16 protein-coding genes are annotated in these 19,942 nt (G+C 37.4%); 11 read left to right on the top strand and 5 right to left on the bottom strand.

Annotation, left to right across the window (positions count from 1 at the left end; translation table 11 throughout):
- The first annotated feature begins 251 nt into the window (after positions 1-251).
- The 10 genes from AL022_RS01030 (at position 252) to rdgB (ending at position 10,582) form a co-directional block, all read left to right on the top strand.
- Positions 252-1,646, top strand: coding sequence for an AAA family ATPase (locus AL022_RS01030; protein WP_014934376.1), 1,395 nt, complete (start codon positions 252-254; stop codon positions 1,644-1,646).
- 200 nt (positions 1,647-1,846) lie between these two features.
- Positions 1,847-2,413 carry a hypothetical protein gene (locus AL022_RS01035; protein WP_014934377.1) on the top strand — a complete coding sequence of 189 codons (567 nt, stop codon included), beginning with the start codon at positions 1,847-1,849 and terminating at the stop codon, positions 2,411-2,413.
- Positions 2,394-3,161, top strand: a complete 768-nt coding sequence (locus tag AL022_RS01040; RefSeq protein WP_014934378.1) for a DUF6048 family protein — start codon at positions 2,394-2,396, stop codon at positions 3,159-3,161. The genes AL022_RS01035 and AL022_RS01040 overlap by 20 nt, the downstream gene beginning before the upstream one ends.
- 45 nt (positions 3,162-3,206) lie before the next feature.
- On the top strand, positions 3,207-3,818 hold the full coding sequence (locus AL022_RS01045; RefSeq protein WP_014934379.1) for a signal peptidase II: 612 nt from the start codon (positions 3,207-3,209) through the stop codon (positions 3,816-3,818).
- 11 nt (positions 3,819-3,829) lie between these two features.
- Positions 3,830-4,414: a lipoprotein signal peptidase gene (locus AL022_RS01050; RefSeq protein ID WP_014934380.1), complete on the top strand. Its 585-nt coding sequence runs from the start codon at positions 3,830-3,832 to the stop codon at positions 4,412-4,414.
- 513 nt (positions 4,415-4,927) lie between these two features.
- Positions 4,928-5,086: a 50S ribosomal protein L34 gene (rpmH, locus tag AL022_RS04220; protein ID WP_014934381.1), complete on the top strand. Its 159-nt coding sequence runs from the start codon at positions 4,928-4,930 to the stop codon at positions 5,084-5,086.
- Between the two features lie 24 nt (positions 5,087-5,110).
- Positions 5,111-5,518 carry a ribonuclease P protein component gene (rnpA, locus tag AL022_RS01055; protein ID WP_083851388.1) on the top strand — a complete coding sequence of 136 codons (408 nt, stop codon included), beginning with the start codon at positions 5,111-5,113 and terminating at the stop codon, positions 5,516-5,518.
- Between the two features lie 149 nt (positions 5,519-5,667).
- Positions 5,668-9,021, top strand: a complete 3,354-nt coding sequence (locus tag AL022_RS01060) for an HD domain-containing protein (protein WP_014934383.1) — start codon at positions 5,668-5,670, stop codon at positions 9,019-9,021.
- A gap of 34 nt (positions 9,022-9,055) precedes the next feature.
- Positions 9,056-9,802: a 3-oxoacyl-[acyl-carrier-protein] reductase gene (gene fabG / locus AL022_RS01065; protein ID WP_014934384.1), complete on the top strand. Its 747-nt coding sequence runs from the start codon at positions 9,056-9,058 to the stop codon at positions 9,800-9,802.
- Between the two features lie 186 nt (positions 9,803-9,988).
- Positions 9,989-10,582, top strand: coding sequence for an RdgB/HAM1 family non-canonical purine NTP pyrophosphatase (rdgB, locus tag AL022_RS01070; protein WP_014934385.1), 594 nt, complete (start codon positions 9,989-9,991; stop codon positions 10,580-10,582).
- Positions 10,583-10,594: 12 nt separating this feature from the next.
- On the opposite strand, the gene fabD is transcribed toward rdgB, so the two are convergent.
- The 3 genes from fabD to dprA all read right to left on the bottom strand — a co-directional run bounded on the left by fabD (position 10,595) and on the right by dprA (position 13,569).
- On the bottom strand, positions 10,595-11,491 hold the full coding sequence (fabD, locus tag AL022_RS01075) for an ACP S-malonyltransferase (protein ID WP_014934386.1): 897 nt from the start codon (positions 11,489-11,491) through the stop codon (positions 10,595-10,597).
- A gap of 71 nt (positions 11,492-11,562) precedes the next feature.
- Entirely contained in the window at positions 11,563-12,369 is an 807-nt protein-coding gene (trhO, locus tag AL022_RS01080; RefSeq protein WP_014934387.1) for an oxygen-dependent tRNA uridine(34) hydroxylase TrhO, read from the bottom strand.
- 69 nt (positions 12,370-12,438) lie between these two features.
- Positions 12,439-13,569, bottom strand: coding sequence for a DNA-processing protein DprA (gene dprA / locus AL022_RS01085; RefSeq protein ID WP_014934388.1), 1,131 nt, complete (start codon positions 13,567-13,569; stop codon positions 12,439-12,441).
- A gap of 674 nt (positions 13,570-14,243) precedes the next feature.
- Between dprA and AL022_RS01095 the strand changes: the two genes are divergently transcribed.
- Positions 14,244-15,683 carry a sodium:solute symporter family protein gene (locus AL022_RS01095; RefSeq protein WP_014934391.1) on the top strand — a complete coding sequence of 480 codons (1,440 nt, stop codon included), beginning with the start codon at positions 14,244-14,246 and terminating at the stop codon, positions 15,681-15,683.
- Positions 15,684-15,868: 185 nt separating this feature from the next.
- Here the strand turns inward: AL022_RS01095 and AL022_RS01100 are convergent, their stop codons facing one another.
- Both AL022_RS01100 and gyrA read right to left on the bottom strand, forming a co-directional pair.
- A complete protein-coding gene (locus AL022_RS01100; protein WP_014934392.1) occupies positions 15,869-17,299 on the bottom strand; it encodes a cryptochrome/photolyase family protein in 1,431 nt (476 codons plus the stop codon).
- A gap of 8 nt (positions 17,300-17,307) precedes the next feature.
- Entirely contained in the window at positions 17,308-19,896 is a 2,589-nt protein-coding gene (gene gyrA / locus AL022_RS01105; RefSeq protein WP_014934393.1) for a DNA gyrase subunit A, read from the bottom strand.
- Between the last annotated feature and the right edge of the window lie 46 nt (positions 19,897-19,942).

A 19,942-nucleotide genomic window follows, 5' to 3' on the forward strand; every position in this document is an offset into this window, starting at 1 on the left:
TTAACTTGCGGTCCTATTTCCATATGATATAACTACATTTTTATGGCAAATTATTTTTTTCAATCTAATACTTCTTACTTCACAATGTTATTTAGACGAAACTGTTTATATCTTATGTTTGCTATATTGGGCGGTCTGGATATAATTCCCCTCCATGCAAAATCAAAAAAAAAGGTAGTATAGCGCAAAAAATAGATTATCATCAAGCAACTATTGCTATCAAAGCTTCTTCAAAGCAGCAAGCAAAATCTATGTTAGCTCCCTACAAAAAGAAAAGAACCAAACAAAATTCTTTTGTAAAGGAGCAAATGGGCGAATTATTTCGATCTAGTACACAGTTATGCGTGTCAGCTGGCTTAATTTTTTCCCTACACAAATTTAGCAACAAACCCTTTGAATTATCTACTCTAGTGGCGCCACTCATTGGTAACCTAGCTGCCGATCCACTTAAAGCTATAGGGCGTTCTTGTGCTATGTTGTTTTGTCCTTCGTTATCCCAGCCTAGATTAAATGAAGCTATACATTTAAAAAAACAGTATGAAGCAAGAAAACACACTTTATCGATAAGTATGCAAAGTTTTATAGAACAGCTATTGAGTGAACATATCTGGTGTATACAACGATTTGACTATTATAGTCATGAACGCGCCAACGCTATCAAAGAGGTCTTACAATTCCCTGTAGGTCCTAAGCAAATTGTGCCTGATACAGCAGTTATACACCAGTTCATGTGTAACTATCCAGACGAGGTTCGTTTGGCTATTGGTGAGTGGGTTGCCACTATAGTTGAGGATGCCAAAACTAGTCAATTGACTAAAAAATCAACACCCATCATATTTGTGGGACCGCCTGGAACTGGGAAAACCTATTTGGCGAAGCAATTGGCAGCTTTGTTGCAACTCCCCCTGCAATCTATCGATATATCTAAATATAAAAATGTATATGGGGCTCGTTATTATTCTTCTGATCCTGAAAAAGGGGTGATAGCAGAGGCACTGATAAAATCGACGAGTCAGGAGCAAAACTGGTCTAATAAAATAGTTGTACTAGATGAAATTGATAAAGCCCTAGCCATGGATAAAGATGGCAGATTTCTATCCAATAATGGGACAGAGGTATATAGTTTGTTGCATACGCTTTTAGAAGCACAAGAAGTAGCCATTCCCTTGTCTCGCTATGACAACGCATCCCCTGACATTTCCCAGATAAAAATTGTTTTGATCGCCAATAAAACTTTTACAGAAACCCTGACCGCAGATAAGGCAGCGGCCTTAGAAAGTCGTGTAAAAATCATCTCCTTTGATGAAGGTTTTAGAATTGAAAAAAAGCAAGCCATTGTAACGGATTATGTGGATCAGCTGCTTACTAAAAAAGGTATTGATCGGGCAATGCTAGATCAAAAGGTCATAAATGCGATTATAGCAGAAGATGACCGTATAGGTTTGAAAGGGGTTCGTATTTTGCTCAGTGTGATCGATCGATACATCGATAGATTAAAGTCCCAAAAATTGATCTATGAAATTTCAGGTATACCAATCCCTACTTTTGATGTCAAGCAAGCTTATATGCCTTATCATCCTCAAACAGAACCATTGGCTACATTACATGATAAAAAATTGCCTACTAAAAAGGGCTTAAAAAAATAAAGTATGGTTTAGGCATCATACCCATGATAGGTTTGCTTGCTATCGTTTTAAGACGTAAATTTACGATTGAATTTTATCCTTTTTGATGTGCAGTAGCATGCAATCTCCATCCAAACGTATCGCTTTGCACACGCTGCCTTAATCTAGGTTTAGCTTTTTTATAGGGTTTTTGAACCACTATTTGTAAACTTTTTTGCTACATGTTTGCTTTTTTTTCGGTTTCCCATGGATTGCTAAGCCACCTGAGAAATATTTTTATCTACTTATGGCTATTGGGCCTATGGGGCTGTAAGGACTTTAAAAATTGGGAAAGTGCATATGTAGATGTAGTAAATATTGAATTTAAAAAAGCAATGGATGAATGGGCACCCGACATACCAGAAGACTTGGGTAGCGAAAAACTTTCGGAGCTACAGTTTCACATAAAGCTGCCTGATGGTAACAAAAATTCTTCATTAGAAGAAATTTTAAACATAACTCTCAAATCAAATACCAATCAAGTCAGCTTTGAACTTATAGAGGCTACAGATAAACAAAACCCGTATCGTCAAAAAGTTACTATTTACTATGAAACCAATGTTTCCATGATTTCTCCTCAAGCAGGCGGGCTGCAAATAAGATACTATATTAAAGATATACAGTTTGATAAAAATAGTAAAAAGCCTATTTTCAAACGTTTCGTAATCAAAGATCCAGTATTGCGAAACCCTAAAAAGGAGGGAAGGCATGTTAATAAAGAGGAAAATAATGTTACGTTATATTATTAAGCCATTTCTGGGGCTGTTTTTGTTGGCTGCGGTACCTCAGTATATAGTTGCCAAGGATCAGTTGCCCCCCAATAGGATTTGGCCCACTACCTGCTGCCTGGGTATAGATCTAGCAAAAACTTGTCTAGGTTGGTACCAAAAGACAGGTTCTGCCTATGAAATCAATGGATCTATTGATTTTAACCGCATCTTACTGGATCTAGACTATGGGATTGGGACCATACAACGTGACCATAGGAAAGATAAAGGCTCCCTTACATTCTCTAGGGGATACTATTTTAGAATAGGGTTAGGGTATAATTTTCTAACGCCTACCATGGACCGAAACCAATTTTTTATAGGCTTTCGTTATGCTAGAAGTTTTTTTGATTTTCAACTAGAAAGTAATAAATTACAGTGCAACCACCCGTCAGATAAGTCGTGTAATGAAGCAAAATGTACGCCACCTAATGGCTTATCCGCTTCCTTAAAAAAGCGACAAGGTGCTCAAATAGTCCACTGGTGGGAATGGGTAGTAGGCGGGAAGGTATATTTAATGCCTATGCTATCGATTGGTTGTACGGCTCGTTACAAATTCAATAAAAAACTAGAAAAGCCTCTAGCTACTCTGCCATTTGATATTCCAGGGTTCGGATTAGCAGAATTTGACGATGTTTTTGGTTATAGTTTGTATCTTTTAATCCGTATTCCACTACAGAAAACAGACAAAATATGCCATCAAAACCTTGCGCAAAAAAGTACAACATAAACAAATGATGGCTCGCTATATAGCATAATTAGACCTTATTGTATCATGAAGAAACATCTAAAATACTTTTTAGTATGGTTGCTGATCATTCTTGCCGATCAAGGGTGTAAACTTTGGGTGTATAGTCACATGTCATTGGGGTTAGACCACCATATTAAAATCTTTGGCGACCTATTTAAGTTTACCTATGTATTAAACTATGGTATGGCTTTCGGATGGCAATTTAGCTTTAAATATGGAAAGTTACTGATTACGCTTATCCGTCTTTTTGCCTCTTTTTATATAGCCATCCATATTCTTCGGTTATTGGCACACGCTGCCCCGCCTATTTGGATTTGGGGATGGATATTGCTTGTATCAGGCGCAATCGGCAATTGCATTGATAGTGTTTTTTATGGTATTTATTTAAACAATGCACCCGATATAGCGCCAATGAAGTGGTTCCATGGTCAAGTTATTGATATGCTCCATATTGATTTTTGGTCTGGTATCCTCCCCGATTGGATACCCATTTGGGGAGGGCAAGCGGTCTGTGTGCTGCCTATTTTTAATATAGCAGATATGTCTATTTTTTTTGGATTGGGGCTCCTATTCTACGCTTGTAAACGATTGCTTCCATCTCAAAAAAAAGAGCAAACAAAGGATTTTATCCTATAAAATATTTTATCATGAAACAGTTTGTAAAGTACTTTTTTATAATATCGCTGATTGTTCTTGCAGATCAGGCCTCTAAACTTTGGGTATATACCCATATGGAAATGGGGACAGAGGGACAAATAAATCTTTTGAGCAATATCTTCAAACTTACCTATACTTTGAATCCAGGTATGGCTTTTAGCATGCATCTTGGTTTCAAGTATGAAAAAGTATTGATTACAACCTTCCGTGTTTTGGCTTCTTTATATATCTTCTGGTATATCATTCAATCCATAAGAAGAAAGGCAGCTGCGCCTTGGATCTTAGGATGGAGTTTGATTGTAGGGGGGGCTATTGGCAATAGTATAGATAGCGTTTTTTATGGTGTTTATTTGAATAACGCGCCTACAGATGCCCCTATGAAGTGGTTATATGGTCAGGTCATTGATATGCTCCATATTGACCTTTGGTCTGGTCTTATGCCTAGTTGGCTACCTATTTGGGGAGGATATTATGTATATTGCCTCCCTATTTTTAATATAGCAGATGTAGCAGTATCCGCTGGATTAATAGTTGTTTTATACGCCTTTCATCTACAAGATGCTCCAAATCATTAATGTTGGGTTTGCCGCATTTGTTTTAAAGAAAATATTAAATTGGCCTTTCCATTTAATACTTATTAAAAATGTTTTCTATTACTACAAGATTATTAGAATATTTTAAAGGACGATCCATCAAAAAAACAAGAAATAATAACTTATTGAAAATGAGTCTATTTTTTAAATAGATAGATACAAGCATTTGGATTCTATCAGAGATTTACCTACCTTGCTAAGGCAAAATCAGTAACCATTCTAGGCAAAGCCACTACTTAATAGCTGCACACTCATTTAAGCGTGGTCGCATGCATGCCATAAACAAATGGATGAAATTTGGTTATTGCTATCTAAGATAAAACTTAATCTATAAATAATGTATATTGATTGATTGATTGATTGATTGATTGATTGATTGATTGATTGATTGATTGATTGATTGATTGATTGATACATAAAAGAACATATAAACGAACCATATAAAAAGTAAAGGTTTTATTTATTCTAAAGCTATATTTAAGATTTTAACCGGCTATGAAAAGAACATTTCAACCATCACTTAGAAAACGAACCAACAAACATGGCTTTAGAGAGCGAATGTCGACAGCTAATGGTCGCGCTGTATTGGCCAGAAGGCGTGCCAAAGGACGGGTTAAGTTAACGGTTTCTGATGAACTTAGGCACAAACGTTAATACATCCTCCTTCTGCTATTGGCCATGGGAAAAAACAAATTCCCCAAGTACAATAGATTAGTCAACCGAAGCGATATACGTATGCTTTTTCAGCAGGGTAGTGTGCTTAAGCTGCATCCCTGTAGTGTGTTTTATCTACAAAAAAAGAAAGAGCTATTTTTATACAATAAGGTTCTATTTGCGGTATCTAAACGAAACATCCCCTCTGCGGTGCAACGTAATCGTGTAAAACGGTTGCTTCGGGAAGCTTATCGAATCCATAAATCCATATTGGATGATGTTTTAGAGACCACTGCTTCTAAATTTGTCTTTTTAATAGGATATGTGTATACTGGGAAAGAGGAAAACATCCACTATCCTATGTTCAATAGGGCAGTTATTAAATCGTTGGAACATTTTAGATTCTTGCTAAATAGAACGCCACCTGAATAGTGATTCAATACTGACTGTTAACGGCTTGGTATAGCTTTAATAATGAGTTTACGGGTCCTATCATTTGTTATCTAAAATTTTATAGACGATTGTGGGGTTAAATCCTTATAAAAGCATATTTTTTCAGCAAAATAACAAAAGGGCTCTACATGCATTTAAACAGTCTTATTTTTCTTCTTTTTCTATTGGTTAACCTATTTGTTGGCATACGGTCCATTAGACGTCCTCGTACCCAGCATACGCAATCTACTACAGCCAATATTATTGGGGCCATCTTAGCCATAACCTATGGGGGGGAAGTGCTCTGTAATCCGCTTAATATAGATGACTTATTACGGTTGGCAGGTAATACGATTAGTTATTTTATAATAGGAAACTTGCTCGCAAATCGTTTGCATTTTTTTTTAAGCAATGGTTCAGTAGCAGAAACAATGGGCAAGCTCTATGGCCATCTTATTCGAAAAATTGTAGCCATATGTGGCATATTACATAGCGCAGGAGTAGCGGCCATACAATTCAAACTACTCTCGATTGCTATATGCTCGTTTTTTCCTATTCAAGCAAATTGTAGCTTGATTATAGCTGCGCTCTTGATAACCTTTAGTATTGGATCGAATAACATACAATCCCTAACGTTGGTACGTGTAGTACGTTGTACTACCTTTGGCATATTATTACCCATGATGGCTTGGACGGTATGGAAATATATGGTAAGTCAGTATAATGGCAATCAAATGCATCTTGCTTTAGCCATTAAACACTCCTGGAATAGCTTAATCGACCTTCATACTGATCCATTAGACTATATTGCTTATTTTACTGTTTTTGCTATACCCGGTTTCTATCCTGCTCAGGTAGAACGTATTGTACTTTCTAAAAATGCCACCCAAATCAAAAGTTCCTTTAATGGAGCTGGTTTTTTTTCCCTAAGCATAAACTTACTTTTAGTATGGGTTGCATTATTGGTACAGAAAGATACTTGTAACTTGATGCTATCAACTATTCCCTGCAGTACCTCTGCTACGTATATGGAATTAAAACCATTATTTATGCTAGGGATTGCAGCTTTAACCATCTCTACAGCAGGCGCAAACTTACATGCAGCTACTGGTTTAATGGCCAATGATTTACCCAATTTATTTAAATGGGTCAAACAACCAGTTCTGTATCAGGCTATAGTAGGGATAATGGCTATACTTCTTTCACTATACACTAAAGATCAAGTAATATGGATGGCCATTATGCTGTTTAAAACGGTTATAAGTGTACCATTACTGCTCTCTTTAATTGGGATTTTCTTGCATCGAGATGCAGTCTTAGTAGGTATGCTAACAGGTGGTTTAACCACTATCGCATCGTACTGTTTTGAATCTAACCTAGGTATACATGGTGTATGGTCAGCCATTGGCATGAATCTACTGAGCAGTATTGCTATTCAAATGGTAAAACGCAAACAGCTGACTAAATCATATCACGATGCATTCGCCCAAACAATAGTATCCAACACACAACCATTATGGAAAAAATTGTCCAAATATACTTTGAAACATATGAAGCAATTTAACCTTTGGGACTACCTTCAAAAACAACGGCCAAAAGATCCTTTGCCTTATATACTTTTTAGTTTTTATATTTTGTTGACAGGTTATGGCTCTTTTTATACTTTCTCTAGTAATCCCAAATGGTACACTATATTAGAATCGTTTGTGCTTATACCAAGCCTCGTTGTAGCTACATTTTTCTTAGTTTATCTCTCGATTACTCCTCAACCATATATCCATAAAATTGCATCAGTAATATGGCCATTGAGTCATATTTATTTCTTTTTCTTAGTAGGAACTGGTATGGCTATACTCAGTAAATTCGCACATATACATAATATCATTTTTATGATTAATCTAGCCTTAGCTATCTTTATAACTCCATCGATTGTGGTATGGTTTGGATATATGATAAGTGCGATCATGACCTGGATCATCTTCCACTATATGAGTAGTAATACATTTATAGCTTGCTTCTTAGACCTGAATATAACCATTGCATATGGAATATTTATGCTCTTTCTTTTAATTGGTGGCTTGCTCTATCATAATAAGGGCGTAGAAAAACTTTTATCCATTATACAAGCATTAACTTCTGAAAAAGAGGAACACAATGCAAAACAATTTTTTAATACACAACAAATAGAAGCACTTGCTTATGAAAGCAATTGTATTATATCTCAATTGAATAACAAACTCACTCGATTGGAAAAACCGGAAGAGCGCTTTCTTGCTTATTCAGAACAAGCTGCTATGTTAAAAAAGTATCGCAACCGTATTTTTAACCACCTAAAACATAACCTCTATTTAACTACCAATTGGATTAGCATTGATCAACTATTGGCCGAATGTTTCGATGCCATCGAAACGAACAATATATATAATGCGCCATATGTGATGATAGATACCAAACACCTCTATATACAATGTGCTATAGAAAGTATAAAAAACCTAATCATTAATAGTTTATACTCCTGTAGTGCATATAATACCCTACATGACCACAAAGAAAATGATATATATATCTATATAGATGATACAAAATTAGGTTATCGGTTAACACTTTTAGAGGGCAAATTACAAAAAGTAAATGCGATTAGCTTGATCATCACAACTTCTACACGTTTGCCTATCATACGCCCTTTATACAAAGTAACAGAAATGGCAGATATTCAAATATTAGATGGAAATGAGGAAAAAATTGATTCAGAAAATCAACATATCGTCGATGCACATTATGGTTACTATGAACGCTTCAATTCTGAATCAGCTATTACCCATTTATACGTAATACCTGTAAACGTAAAGGAAATTACGAAGGCATTTGCTACGCTTTCACCTGTGGTCCATACAAAAAGGACAGAGTTAGATCCAATAAGTATGCAACAAGAAGCAGATTTTTTAGAAAAAGTTAAGCAGAAAAAAGAGCTGGACATTGATACAGTTATAGATGCACTGCAATTGATTAAAGTTTATTATACAACGCAAAGAAGAAAAACAGGTGAGTTATCGTATTTACATCCTATGGCAGTGGCTTCCATCTTACTGAATATAACAGATGATGCGCATGTTATTATTGCTGGCTTAGTACATGATGTAGTACAAAACACGCCTCTTACAGAAGCAGGCTTAACCACACTATTTGGCAATTATATTACACAGATTGTACGGGTTGCAGCCCATTTAGAAAAAGAACTACCAAGCGAAAAAGATAATTATACTACCTATATTGAAGCTATAATACGTAATAAAAATCATGATGCTATACTGGTCAGGCTAGCAGATGTGTTGCATAACGCAAGAACAATTGCTGGTCACACAGTTGAAAAACAGATAGAAAAGGCAAGATTAATCCAAAAATTTTACCTACCATTGGCGATACAAATGCAGCTAGTGACTATAAGCGACGAATTGCAGCTACATATTCAAAATGTATTAAATATAGCCATGGTAAAACACTAATAACTTAATTTTAATCTTGAACCATATAATCGATATGCATCTAAAAGAAAAAAGAATATTTATTACAGGTGCCACACGAGGAATCGGAAAAGCCATTGCACTTAAATTGGCAGAGGCAGGTGGCCATATTGCTTTTACTTATTGTGAATCTGACTTAAAAGCGGTACAAGCTACAGAAGCAGCATTGCGTGCTTTTGGCGTTAAGGTTCAGTCTATGCATGTAGACGCTTCTGACTTTAAGGCTACGCATAAAGTAATAGAAGATACAATAGATAGGTTTGGTGGACTAGATGTATTGATTAATAATGCAGGCATTACTAGAGATAACTTGCTATTGCGTATGCCAGAAGCAGATTGGGACGCAGTATTAAATATAAATTTAAAATCTGTCTTTAACGCTGTCAAAGCATCTATTAAAACCTTTCTTAAGCAACGCAGTGGTTCTATTATCAATATAGCTTCTATTGTAGGCATTAGTGGCCACGCTGGACAAACAAACTATGCAGCTTCTAAGGCTGGTATAATTGGTTTTACCAAGTCAATTGCCTTAGAACTAGGTAGTAGAAACATACGTGCGAATGTTATTGCACCAGGCTTTATAGCCACCGCTATGACAGACCAAATGGAGCCATCGATTCAACAAGCCTGGATCCAAAATATTCCGCTTAAGCGGGTAGGACTTCCAGAAGACGTAGCGAATTGTACGCTTTTTTTAGCTTCTGATGCATCAAACTATATTACGGGACAAGTCATCCAGGTAGATGGCGGTTTGCTTACATAGCACAAAAGCATATATATTATATGTGTAGTATACTAACTTATTTATTTGTATATTGGTAAAAGTCCCTTTGCCAATATATTGTTGTCTCCTGCTAAACCATTCCCAGAACAAGCAGCGCTAAAGGTACCTTATCCGCTCCTAAGCTGGTAAATAGCTATTTTTGATTTAAAACATTAAGAAAACTTTATGAAAAAAGTAGTATTAGCTACAGCCAATCCTGGTAAAGTTGCTGAATTGTCTGAACTGCTGAAAGGATTCAAATTTGATATTATTGCTCAAAATGATCTAGGTATAAGTTCAATTGAAGAAATTGGGCTAACTTTTATAGAAAATGCTATTTTAAAAGCACGTCATGCCACAAAAGTAACTGGCTTACCTGCTATTGCTGAGGACTCAGGTATTTCTGTTCATGCATTAAACGGTGCACCAGGTATCTATTCAGCACGCTATAGTGGTCCGTATGCTTCTCATCAAGATAATATGAAGAAATTATTAACAGAGATGAAAAATATACCAGACAATGAACGTCAAGCCCAATTTGATTGTCTATTGGTTTATTTACGCCACCCCGAAGATCCCACACCACTGGTATGTCATGGTATATGGAAGGGTTTGGTAAGGCGTGAACCTAAAGGTAATAACGGTTTTGGGTATGATCCTATTTTTTATGATCCGCAGCTAGGTCTTACAGCAGCTGAATTAACAAAAGAAAAGAAAAATATTGTATCACACCGTGGCCAAGCTTTAAGGAAACTACTAGAATCTTTGGGTAAGCGCTAAATTACTAGACTACTAGCTTTCCAAATAGCTTAGCTGAAGAGATCCAATGGATAAATCAGGAATTATTTTTCGGGTTAACCCTTGTAAAACAGTTCCTGGACCACATTCAATGCATTCGCTAATGCCATTTTGCACTATATGGTGAATGGTTTTTGTCCAATAAATAGGTGCAACCAACTGCTGCAGTAAGTTTTCTTTTATGATTTGGGGATCGGTAACGGGTAACCCAGTCACATTTTGATAAATAGGACAAGTCCCTTTAGCAAAAGAAATAGAGGCAAGTGCAGTGGAAAAATTTTCCTGGGCAGGCGCCATAAGTGGAGAATGAAACCCTCCTTCTACTTGTAAGGGTATTACTTTTCGCGCACCTGCTTGTATCAAAGCTTCTATGGCCAAGGTGACACCTGCTTGGCTGCCTGAAATAACCAATTGTCCTGGGCAATTGTAATTGGCTGGAACGACAACTTCTTGTGTAATCCTTGCGCAAATTGCTTCAACTACTTCGTCCGTTAGACCCAATACAGCAGCCATTGTACCGGGACAAAGCTGACAAGCTTTTTGCATCGCTTTAGAACGGACCGCTACCAAATAAAGGCCATCTTCAAATGGAATAACCTTACTGGCCACCAGAGCGGCTATTTCGCCTAAAGAGTGGCCTGCCACGGCTGCTGGATGAAACGCATCACTTAGGAAAGCGGTTGCAACCGCATATAAAAAAATAGCAGGCTGTGCAACAGTAGTTGGTTTTAACGCTTCTAAACTACCTTCTAACATAACCTGTGTCAAATCCATACCTAAGATCCGATCAGCTGTTGCAAACATTTGACGTGCGCGTTTGCTATGTTGATAAAGCGCTTTGCCCATCCCTATATATTGACTCCCTTGACCAGGAAATAAATAGCCTTTCATTTGTATATATTTAACCTTAAAGTACTGCTTAAAAGGTTTATCGGATTCATTTCTTTATGCATAGCCCTATATTATTTATTTTTTAGACAAAATTTACACTGCACACCAGGTTGGTAATCTGCATCTAGATCTGCTGGGGTTAAAGGCATACGACAACCATAGCAAAGTAGGCAACTTCCTTTTTTTAATCCATGGTCTAAGGATATGCGCTCATCAAAAACAAAACATTCGCCTTGCCATTTGGATTGATCTACTTTGGTATGGGCTAAATATTGTAGGATGCCACCACTGAGTTGATACACTTCTTTGAACCCATTGGCCAACATATAAGCAGATGCTTTTTCACATCTGATGCCTCCTGTACAAAACATCGCAATGGGTTGCCCTTTGTAAGCCATTAAATTTTGGTCAACAAAAGTAGGAAATTGACTAAAATAGGTGGTATGCGGGTTTAAGGCACCGGAAAAACTTCCCAATCGACATTCATAATCGTTTCGGACGTCAATAACAAGCGCTGCCTGTTCTAAAGTTTGATTCCAGTCTTTGGCTAAGACGTGGCGACCACGTAGTGGCATAAATGAACCTTTTGACCGGTGCATAGTAATAATTTCTTTTTTAATCCTAATCTTTAGACGGCGAAATGGTTTAGTGCTGGCTTCAGAATATTGATACCACAAATCGTTAAATGATGGCATAGCCGTTAGATGAGCTAGGGCCTGATCCAATGAACCAGGTAAACCAGCAATGGTACCATTGATCCCCTCTGGGGCAATCAGTAGTGTGCCGGTTAGGGCTTTACATATGGATTGAAGTTTCTGCTGTAGCGCAGTTAGGTCACTTAGGGGTACAAATTTATATAAAGTCGCTACTTTAAACATATATTGAATGATGTTGATCTATGCATGCCATTTAAGCTACCTCAAATTTAGCTAAATTCTTTACATAAATCATACTTTACGGTTGTGGCTATAGATAGGAGCTATTGTAAAACGCTTACCTGGTAGGGCATGTAATAATCCTTGTAACTCTAAAGACAATAATGCGGCTTGTAAGATCCCAGGTGGCAAGTCCGTAGCATGGATTAAAGCATCAATGGTGATGGGTTGCGTAGCTTCCTGAACCTGGATAAAAACGGTTTGTTCTGATTCAGTAAGTGGATAGTTAAGATAAGTATCTGATTGAGATGGCTTGTCGACTTCCCAATTCATGATATAGACCAAGTCATCGATATGGGTCAAAAGATGTGCTTGATTACGTTTAATCAATCGATGGCATCCTGCGGCAGTAGCTGAGTAGATACTACCTGGCAAAGCAAAGACTTCCCGATGATAACTATTGGCATAGTAAGCGGTAATTAATGCACCACTTTTTTCCTTAGCTTCAATAACTATGGTTACATCTGCCAAACCAGCTAAAATTCTATTGCGGGCTACAAAAGTATAGGGACCTAGGCCACTTCCTATGGGATACTCCGTGAGTAATCCTCCGCTGCCCCCACACATCTCCAAAGCTATTTTTTTGTGTGCAGTAGGATAAATCTGATCCAAACTTGTAGGCAAAACGGCTACAGTGGTGAGCCCTATCTCTAATGCTTGCTTATGGACCCATATATCTGCTCCATAGGCCAAACCACTGACTACAAGGGGCTGATAGGGAAGAAGTTCTTCTAAAAACTTAGTAATAGCGGCTTGCCCATAGGGTGTCAATTGTCTGGTACCAACAATGGTGACTACCCGCTGTTGATTCAAAAGGGCTTGCCCTTTATAGTACAAGATAGCAGGACGATCTGGTAAGTCTAACAATCTTTTGGGATAGATATCCTCCTCTATGGTTAGCAACTGAATGGCTTCTGATGCATGCAACTGTAGGATTTTTTCTGCCCGAGCCAAACTACTGCTTGAGGTGATCGATTGAGCTAGTGTATAGGGCAGAAAAGTATTGCCTTTATGTGCAGCTGCAAAGACTGCTTGAGCGCTGCCAAAATAGGCCAATAATTTTTTCAACCGAACCGCACCTATACCTGGTACCAAAGAAAGTGCCAATCGGTAGTGTTTTTCTGCTGAAGTAAGGGAGGCCATTGTATTGTATAATCCTAATGTGCAATAGCTAATTTAAACTTTTTTGATCAAAAACGGCTGTAATACTTACCTTATATCGCTCTACAATTTACCTAACTAACGCACAAGATAGTGCTTAACCTTTATACACCAAAGATATCAAACCACTTGTATATGTAGTAAAAATTAAGTAATATGCAAATTATTTCATAGATTCTATCCTCAATAAGAAGTGATGTATGCTATCATTTAACACACTGTTCCTAATAGTAGGTGGCTTTTTAGTATTGAACTTGGTAGTAGGACTAGCTAGTAAACCAGCGACCACATTTCGGGAATATGCTGTGGGCAACAAACGGTTTCCTACAGCTATGCTAGTAGCTTCAATATTGGCTACTAGTTTTGGGGGAGGAACAGTAACCCATATGGATTTATCTACTTGATTTACAACTGTATTAATAGAGTATTTTATTGGTATTTTTGCTAAAAATTAGCTATTTTACTTGATTCTATCAAGTAATTTTTAATATACAAACCTGATAAACAAAAGTAATTTATATAATATATATTCTTTATACAACTGTTTATAAATAAATTTTATTAAATTATTTTATAACTGTTTATAAAATTAAAATATATTATAATTCAGAATTCACGTTAAAAAATATTTATGCAAAATAACCCATAACTACATTATGTCACTTGATGTTTTATTGATACTACTTGGAGTATTTTTGCTATTAACATTGGTAATTTCTTGTTTCTCTTTAAATAGAAAGGTTTCGAACTTTCAGCAACATGCCATTGGTCATAAACAATTTTCTACAGCTACCATAGTAGCTACTATATCCGCTACGCATTGTGCAGGTACACTGCTAAAACGTAGTATAGTAGATGGTTCTATGGGGATATTTTATATAGCTTATAGAATAGGTATTGCTGTTTTTCCATTATTATTATTAAGCTGGTTATCAGGACATATGTACAAGTTTATGCATAATCTATCGATGCCAGAGACGATGGCTACTTTATCTCGTAGTTATGGCAGACTGATAACTGCTCTGTTTGAGGTTTTCCATGCGATCATTATGATCTCATTACAAATTCAGGTTATATCTAATACAGTTAGCCCATTGATAACTTCAGCTAGTCCACTAGTTATTACTACACTAATTACAGTAATCATACTTGTTTATGCTATGTCTGGTGGTGCGCGTGCTATTACATTGACAGATATATGGCACTGTATTGTTTTCTCTACACTCCTTATTGTACTAACTTGGTTAGTTTTAAAAAAAACAGGTACCCAAATTATTGAATTTATTCATTTTTTAAAATCTAAAAGACAATTCGAACTACATAATCTTATGTATTATGATGATAATAATAAGATAACAAGTATACTTCAATACCTCGCTTTTCCTTTTGGTGCTATAGGTCCACATATGGTTCATAATGTATATATATGTTCTAGTCCCAATCAAGCAAGAAAGGCATTTTTATATGCTGGTATTTTTTGTACTATGATTACACTATGTATGCTAATAGTTGGCTTATTTATTTTTTACTGGTTTCCACATATAAAAAGTGAATGTATTTGGGACCATTTTCTGTCTCATGCTTCTACTCCTTTAAAAGGAATGGTCTGTTTTATTACATTATCTTGTGCTATGTCTACAGTTGATTCTAGATTACATGTAGTTAGTATTATAATTGGTTATGACATACTAAGAAGTATACCTTTCTTAAGAAGATTTGTGCACGCTTACCAACTCTTAGTAACGCGTACAGCTCTATTCGCTGTGACACTACTCACGCTGGCATTGGCTTTTAATTATTCTAGCATTACGCTAGTAAGAATTCTGACATGGTATGGTCTTTTTTATATGCCAACAATAATAGCTCCATTTATTTTAGTTGTTTTAGGCTTACGTACTACTTATCCTGTCACTTTAATAGGCATGTCTACCGGACTACTATCTGTTTTTGCATGGCATAAGTGGATATTTCCTATAATTCATACAAATAACAGCTACTTTCCTTGTATATTAATGAATGGTCTAGCTATTATTATGGCACACTATTTACTAACCAAATACAGAAAAAATAAACAATCTAACAAGCCATTAACCTGATACAGTCTATTTGTTTAGTCCCGGATAATTGTGGTATATTATATAGTTCAACAAACAAATGGAAAAATAACTTATGGGACAAATCTTACACTCAAATTCCAGAACAACGGAGGCCACCTGTGCGTTGCCTCACAAATCCAACTTCCTACTATACGCTCGAAATATACAGGCTCTTTTTCGGGCCACTACGCTCCTATTTTTTTAAAAGTTTCTATGGCACGTATTCTAGATAATGTATAATCCACCATCGGTTTAGGATAATCGGTATGGAAGGTATGAAAATCCATAGTATGGATGATGTGTCCAGGTACTCTTTCTAGACTTGGTAAGTATTTTTTGACATAGTGACCATCGGGATCAAATTTTTTTCCTTGTAGATAAGGATTAAAAACTCGAAAATAAGGGGGCGCATCTACTCCACAAGCGCTGGACCATTGCCACCCTCCTACATTGGAAGCGAGCTCATAATCCATAAGGTGCTGCGCAAAAAAACTTTCACCTTTGCGCCAATCTAAAAGTAGATTTTTACTAAAAAAGCTGGCTACAATCATTCTTGCTCTATTATGCATCCATCCTTCAGACCATAGCTGCTGAACGGCTGCATCTATGATTGGATAACCGGTTTGCCCATGGACAAACCGATTATAATCTTCTGGTTTGCTATTCCAAGGTATGGTATGGCGGTATTTTTCTTGGAACGCTTCATGGATAATATTTGGAAAATGGTATAAAATATTTGCATAAAATTCACGCCAAATTAATTCATTGATCCAAGTCGTAACGCCTACATTTGAGGCCAATGCACATGCCTTGCGATAACAGGAGCGAATAGATATCAACCCGAATCTTAAATAGGGGCCGCATCTGCTGGTCCCATTCAGCTCTAAAAAGTCTCGATTTGCTTTGTAATGGTCTACCTGGTTTTTAAGAAAACCATCTAATGGATTAACGCCATTTTTAGGATCCCATAGGCTATCTTTTTTATATATATAGCCAACCTGTTTTAAAACTTTTTCCACCCCTACATTCAAGTCAATAGATCTACCATCTAGCGCTGAAGGGATAAATAATCTCCCCTCTAAGGTATAGTTATATTCTATTAGAAGCCTATTCTGTGCCAACGCTCCCTGAGCGGCTATATAGGCCCTAAATGCTTTCATATAAGCGGTATATACTTTATAAGGCTGGTTAGATTGGGTGCGCATCGTACCCGGCTTTATAAGCAAATGGTCACAATATAGATGTAGGGTGCAATGGGGCGCCAATGCTTTTTGAAGGGTTCTATCGCGTTCTATATTGGCTGGCTCATAATCTTCATCGGCATAAATGGCTTCAACCTTTAAATCGTTAACCAGTTTAGGAATAATCTCTAAAGGTGTGCCATGAAAAACGAAAAGGCTGCCTTCTAACCTTTTTAATGCATCATGGAGTAAACAAAGCGTATGGGCTAGAAAAGAGAGTCTCCTATCATAAGGATTGGGAAACTGCTTTAAAATAGTGGTATCAAAAATAAAAATGGGTAAAACTTTATCCACATGCCGTAATGCGGCTGCAAAAGGCTTATTATCCTGTAGGCGCAAATTACGCCGCAACCAAACGATAGCAACTTGAGCCATAAAAAAGTTTAATCTTCTATTGGATCATCTAAACCTTCAATTTCTTCTCGTAAGGCTAGATCTTCTTCTATAACTTGATCACCCGACGCTGGAGCTATACCCATTTCTGCTACATCGGATGGCACTTTATGATCTGGCCCATCTACCTCGTCTAACATATCTATTCTAGCTACAGAAACTACTTTATCCTCTTGTCCCAATCGAATCAACCGAACACCCTGTGTCGCTCTGCCTATAAGGGGTAAGGTACTTACTTGTATCCGAATGGCCAAACCAGCTTGGTTCATAATCATCAATTCATCCTGGTTTTTTACCGCATGAATGGCCACTAGCTTTCCGGTTTTTTCAGTAATTTGCATGGTTTTTACTCCCTTACCGCCTCTTTTGGTAATACGATAATCTAAAAGGGAGGAACGTTTGCCATACCCATTTTCAGAAACTACCAAGACGTCCCAATCTGATGTCGGGAAACAGGCCATGCCAATTACACGATCCTGTTCATGGGCTAAGGTGATGCCCCTTATGCCGGAAGCTACCCGTCCCATAGGACGTACATCTTGTTCATTAAATTGTGTAGCCCTACCAGAGGCCAAGGCCAATACAATGTGATGGGTACCATTGGTCAGCTGTACATCTAATAGCGAATCGCCTGCTCGAATTACAATCGCATGAATGCCATTGGCACGTGGGATAGCATAGGCACGAAGGGGTGTTTTTTTAATGATTCCTTGCCTAGTAGACATAACGACATAATGCTGATCCACATAGGTCTGATCTTGCAAATCCCTAACTTGAATGATACTACGGACCTGATCTCCAGGCGCTATATTGATTAAGTTTTGTATGGCTTTTCCTTGTGTAGCTTTCTTAGTTTCTGGTATGGTATACACCTTTACCCAATAGATTTTACCATATTCGGTAAATATTAGCAAATATTGGTGCGCAGTAGCGATAAATAGATGGGCGGTAACGTCATCTTTTTTAGTAGTAATGCCCTTAGCTCCTACACCCCCTCGACCTTGTAGACGGTAGTCAACCAGTGGTGTGCGTTTAATATAACCTTGATTGGAAATCATAATGACCATTTCAGTATCTGGAATCATATCTTCCATGGTAAAGGCATCTGCTTCATATTCCACTACAGTCCTACGTGCATCGCCATAACGCTCTTTCAGTTCCATCAACTCCTCTTTAATCAACTGCATACGAAGCGGTTTATCAGCCAATACAGCCAATAAATGGTCAATCAGTTTCTGTACCTGATGGTATTCCTCTATGATCTTAGCCCGTTCTAAACCTGTAAGCCGCTGCAAACGCATCTCTAGAATGGCTTTTACTTGTAGCGCACTCAAAGGAAAGGTCTCCATCAATGCAGCTTTAGCGATCTCTGCATCCTTTGAACCACGAATCAATGCGATAACCTTATCTAAATGATCCAAAGCAATAAGATAACCCTCTAACAGATGTATTTTCTTTTTTGCATGTTCTAAATCAAAGGTGGTTTTTCGTACCAATACTTCATGTCTATGGTCTACAAAATGAACAATAAGTGCTTTGAGGTTTAAAATTTTAGGCCTACCTTCCACCAAGGCGACATTGTTCACACTGAAAGAGCTTTGTAACTGGGTTTGTTTATAGAGGTTATTGAGTACAACATGGGCGATTGCGTCCCGCTTAAGGTCATACACAATACGCATACCTTCTTTGTCAGATTCATCTCGAATATCGGCAATCCCTTCTATTTTTTTTTCGTTAACCAGCTGTGCGGTCCTTTCTATCATAACCGCTTTATTCACTTGATATGGTATCTCTGTTACAATAATTTGCTCTTTCCCATTGGCAGACACTTCCACTGTAGCTTTCCCGCGCAATAGGATACGCCCTTTGCCTGTTTGAAAGGCTTCACGTACCCCACTGTAGCCATAAATTATGCCTCCAGTAGGAAAATCAGGGGCAATCATATATTCCATTAAGTCAGGAATGGTTATATCATGATCCTCAATATAGGCTACAATAGCGCTTAATGTTTCTGATAGATTATGAGGCGCCATATTGGTGGCCATACCGACTGCAATACCAGAAGCGCCATTTAAAAGCAAATTGGGAAGTTTAGCAGGTAATACAACGGGTTCTTCTAAAGAGGCATCAAAGTTAAGCTGAAAATCAACAGTATTTTTATTTATTTCTTTAATAAGCTCTTCCGAAACGCGTACCAAACGGGCTTCGGTATAACGCATAGCGGCAGGCGCATCTCCATCGATGGATCCAAAGTTACCTTGCCCTTCTATGAGCGGATAACGGAGTGCCCAACTTTGGGCCATACGGGCTAAGCTTTCATAAACGGGTACATCACCATGTGGATGGTACTTACCCAATACTTCCCCCACAATTCTTGCAGACTTCTTGTAAGTTTTACTCTGACTAAGACCAAGCTCATACATACCATACAATACGCGCCTATGCACAGGTTTTAAACCATCGCGCACATCGGGGAGTGCCCTAGCGACAATCACAGACATAGAATAATCTATGTAGGCATCCCGCATTTCATCCTCTATATTAATTGGGATAATACGATCCGATGGTGTTGGCTCCATAAGTAGGGAATTAAAATTTATAAATGGTTAAAAATAGACCTGAAAT

Source organism: Cardinium endosymbiont cEper1 of Encarsia pergandiella, assembly GCF_000304455.1.
Taxonomy (GTDB): Bacteria; Bacteroidota; Bacteroidia; order Cytophagales; family Amoebophilaceae; genus Cardinium.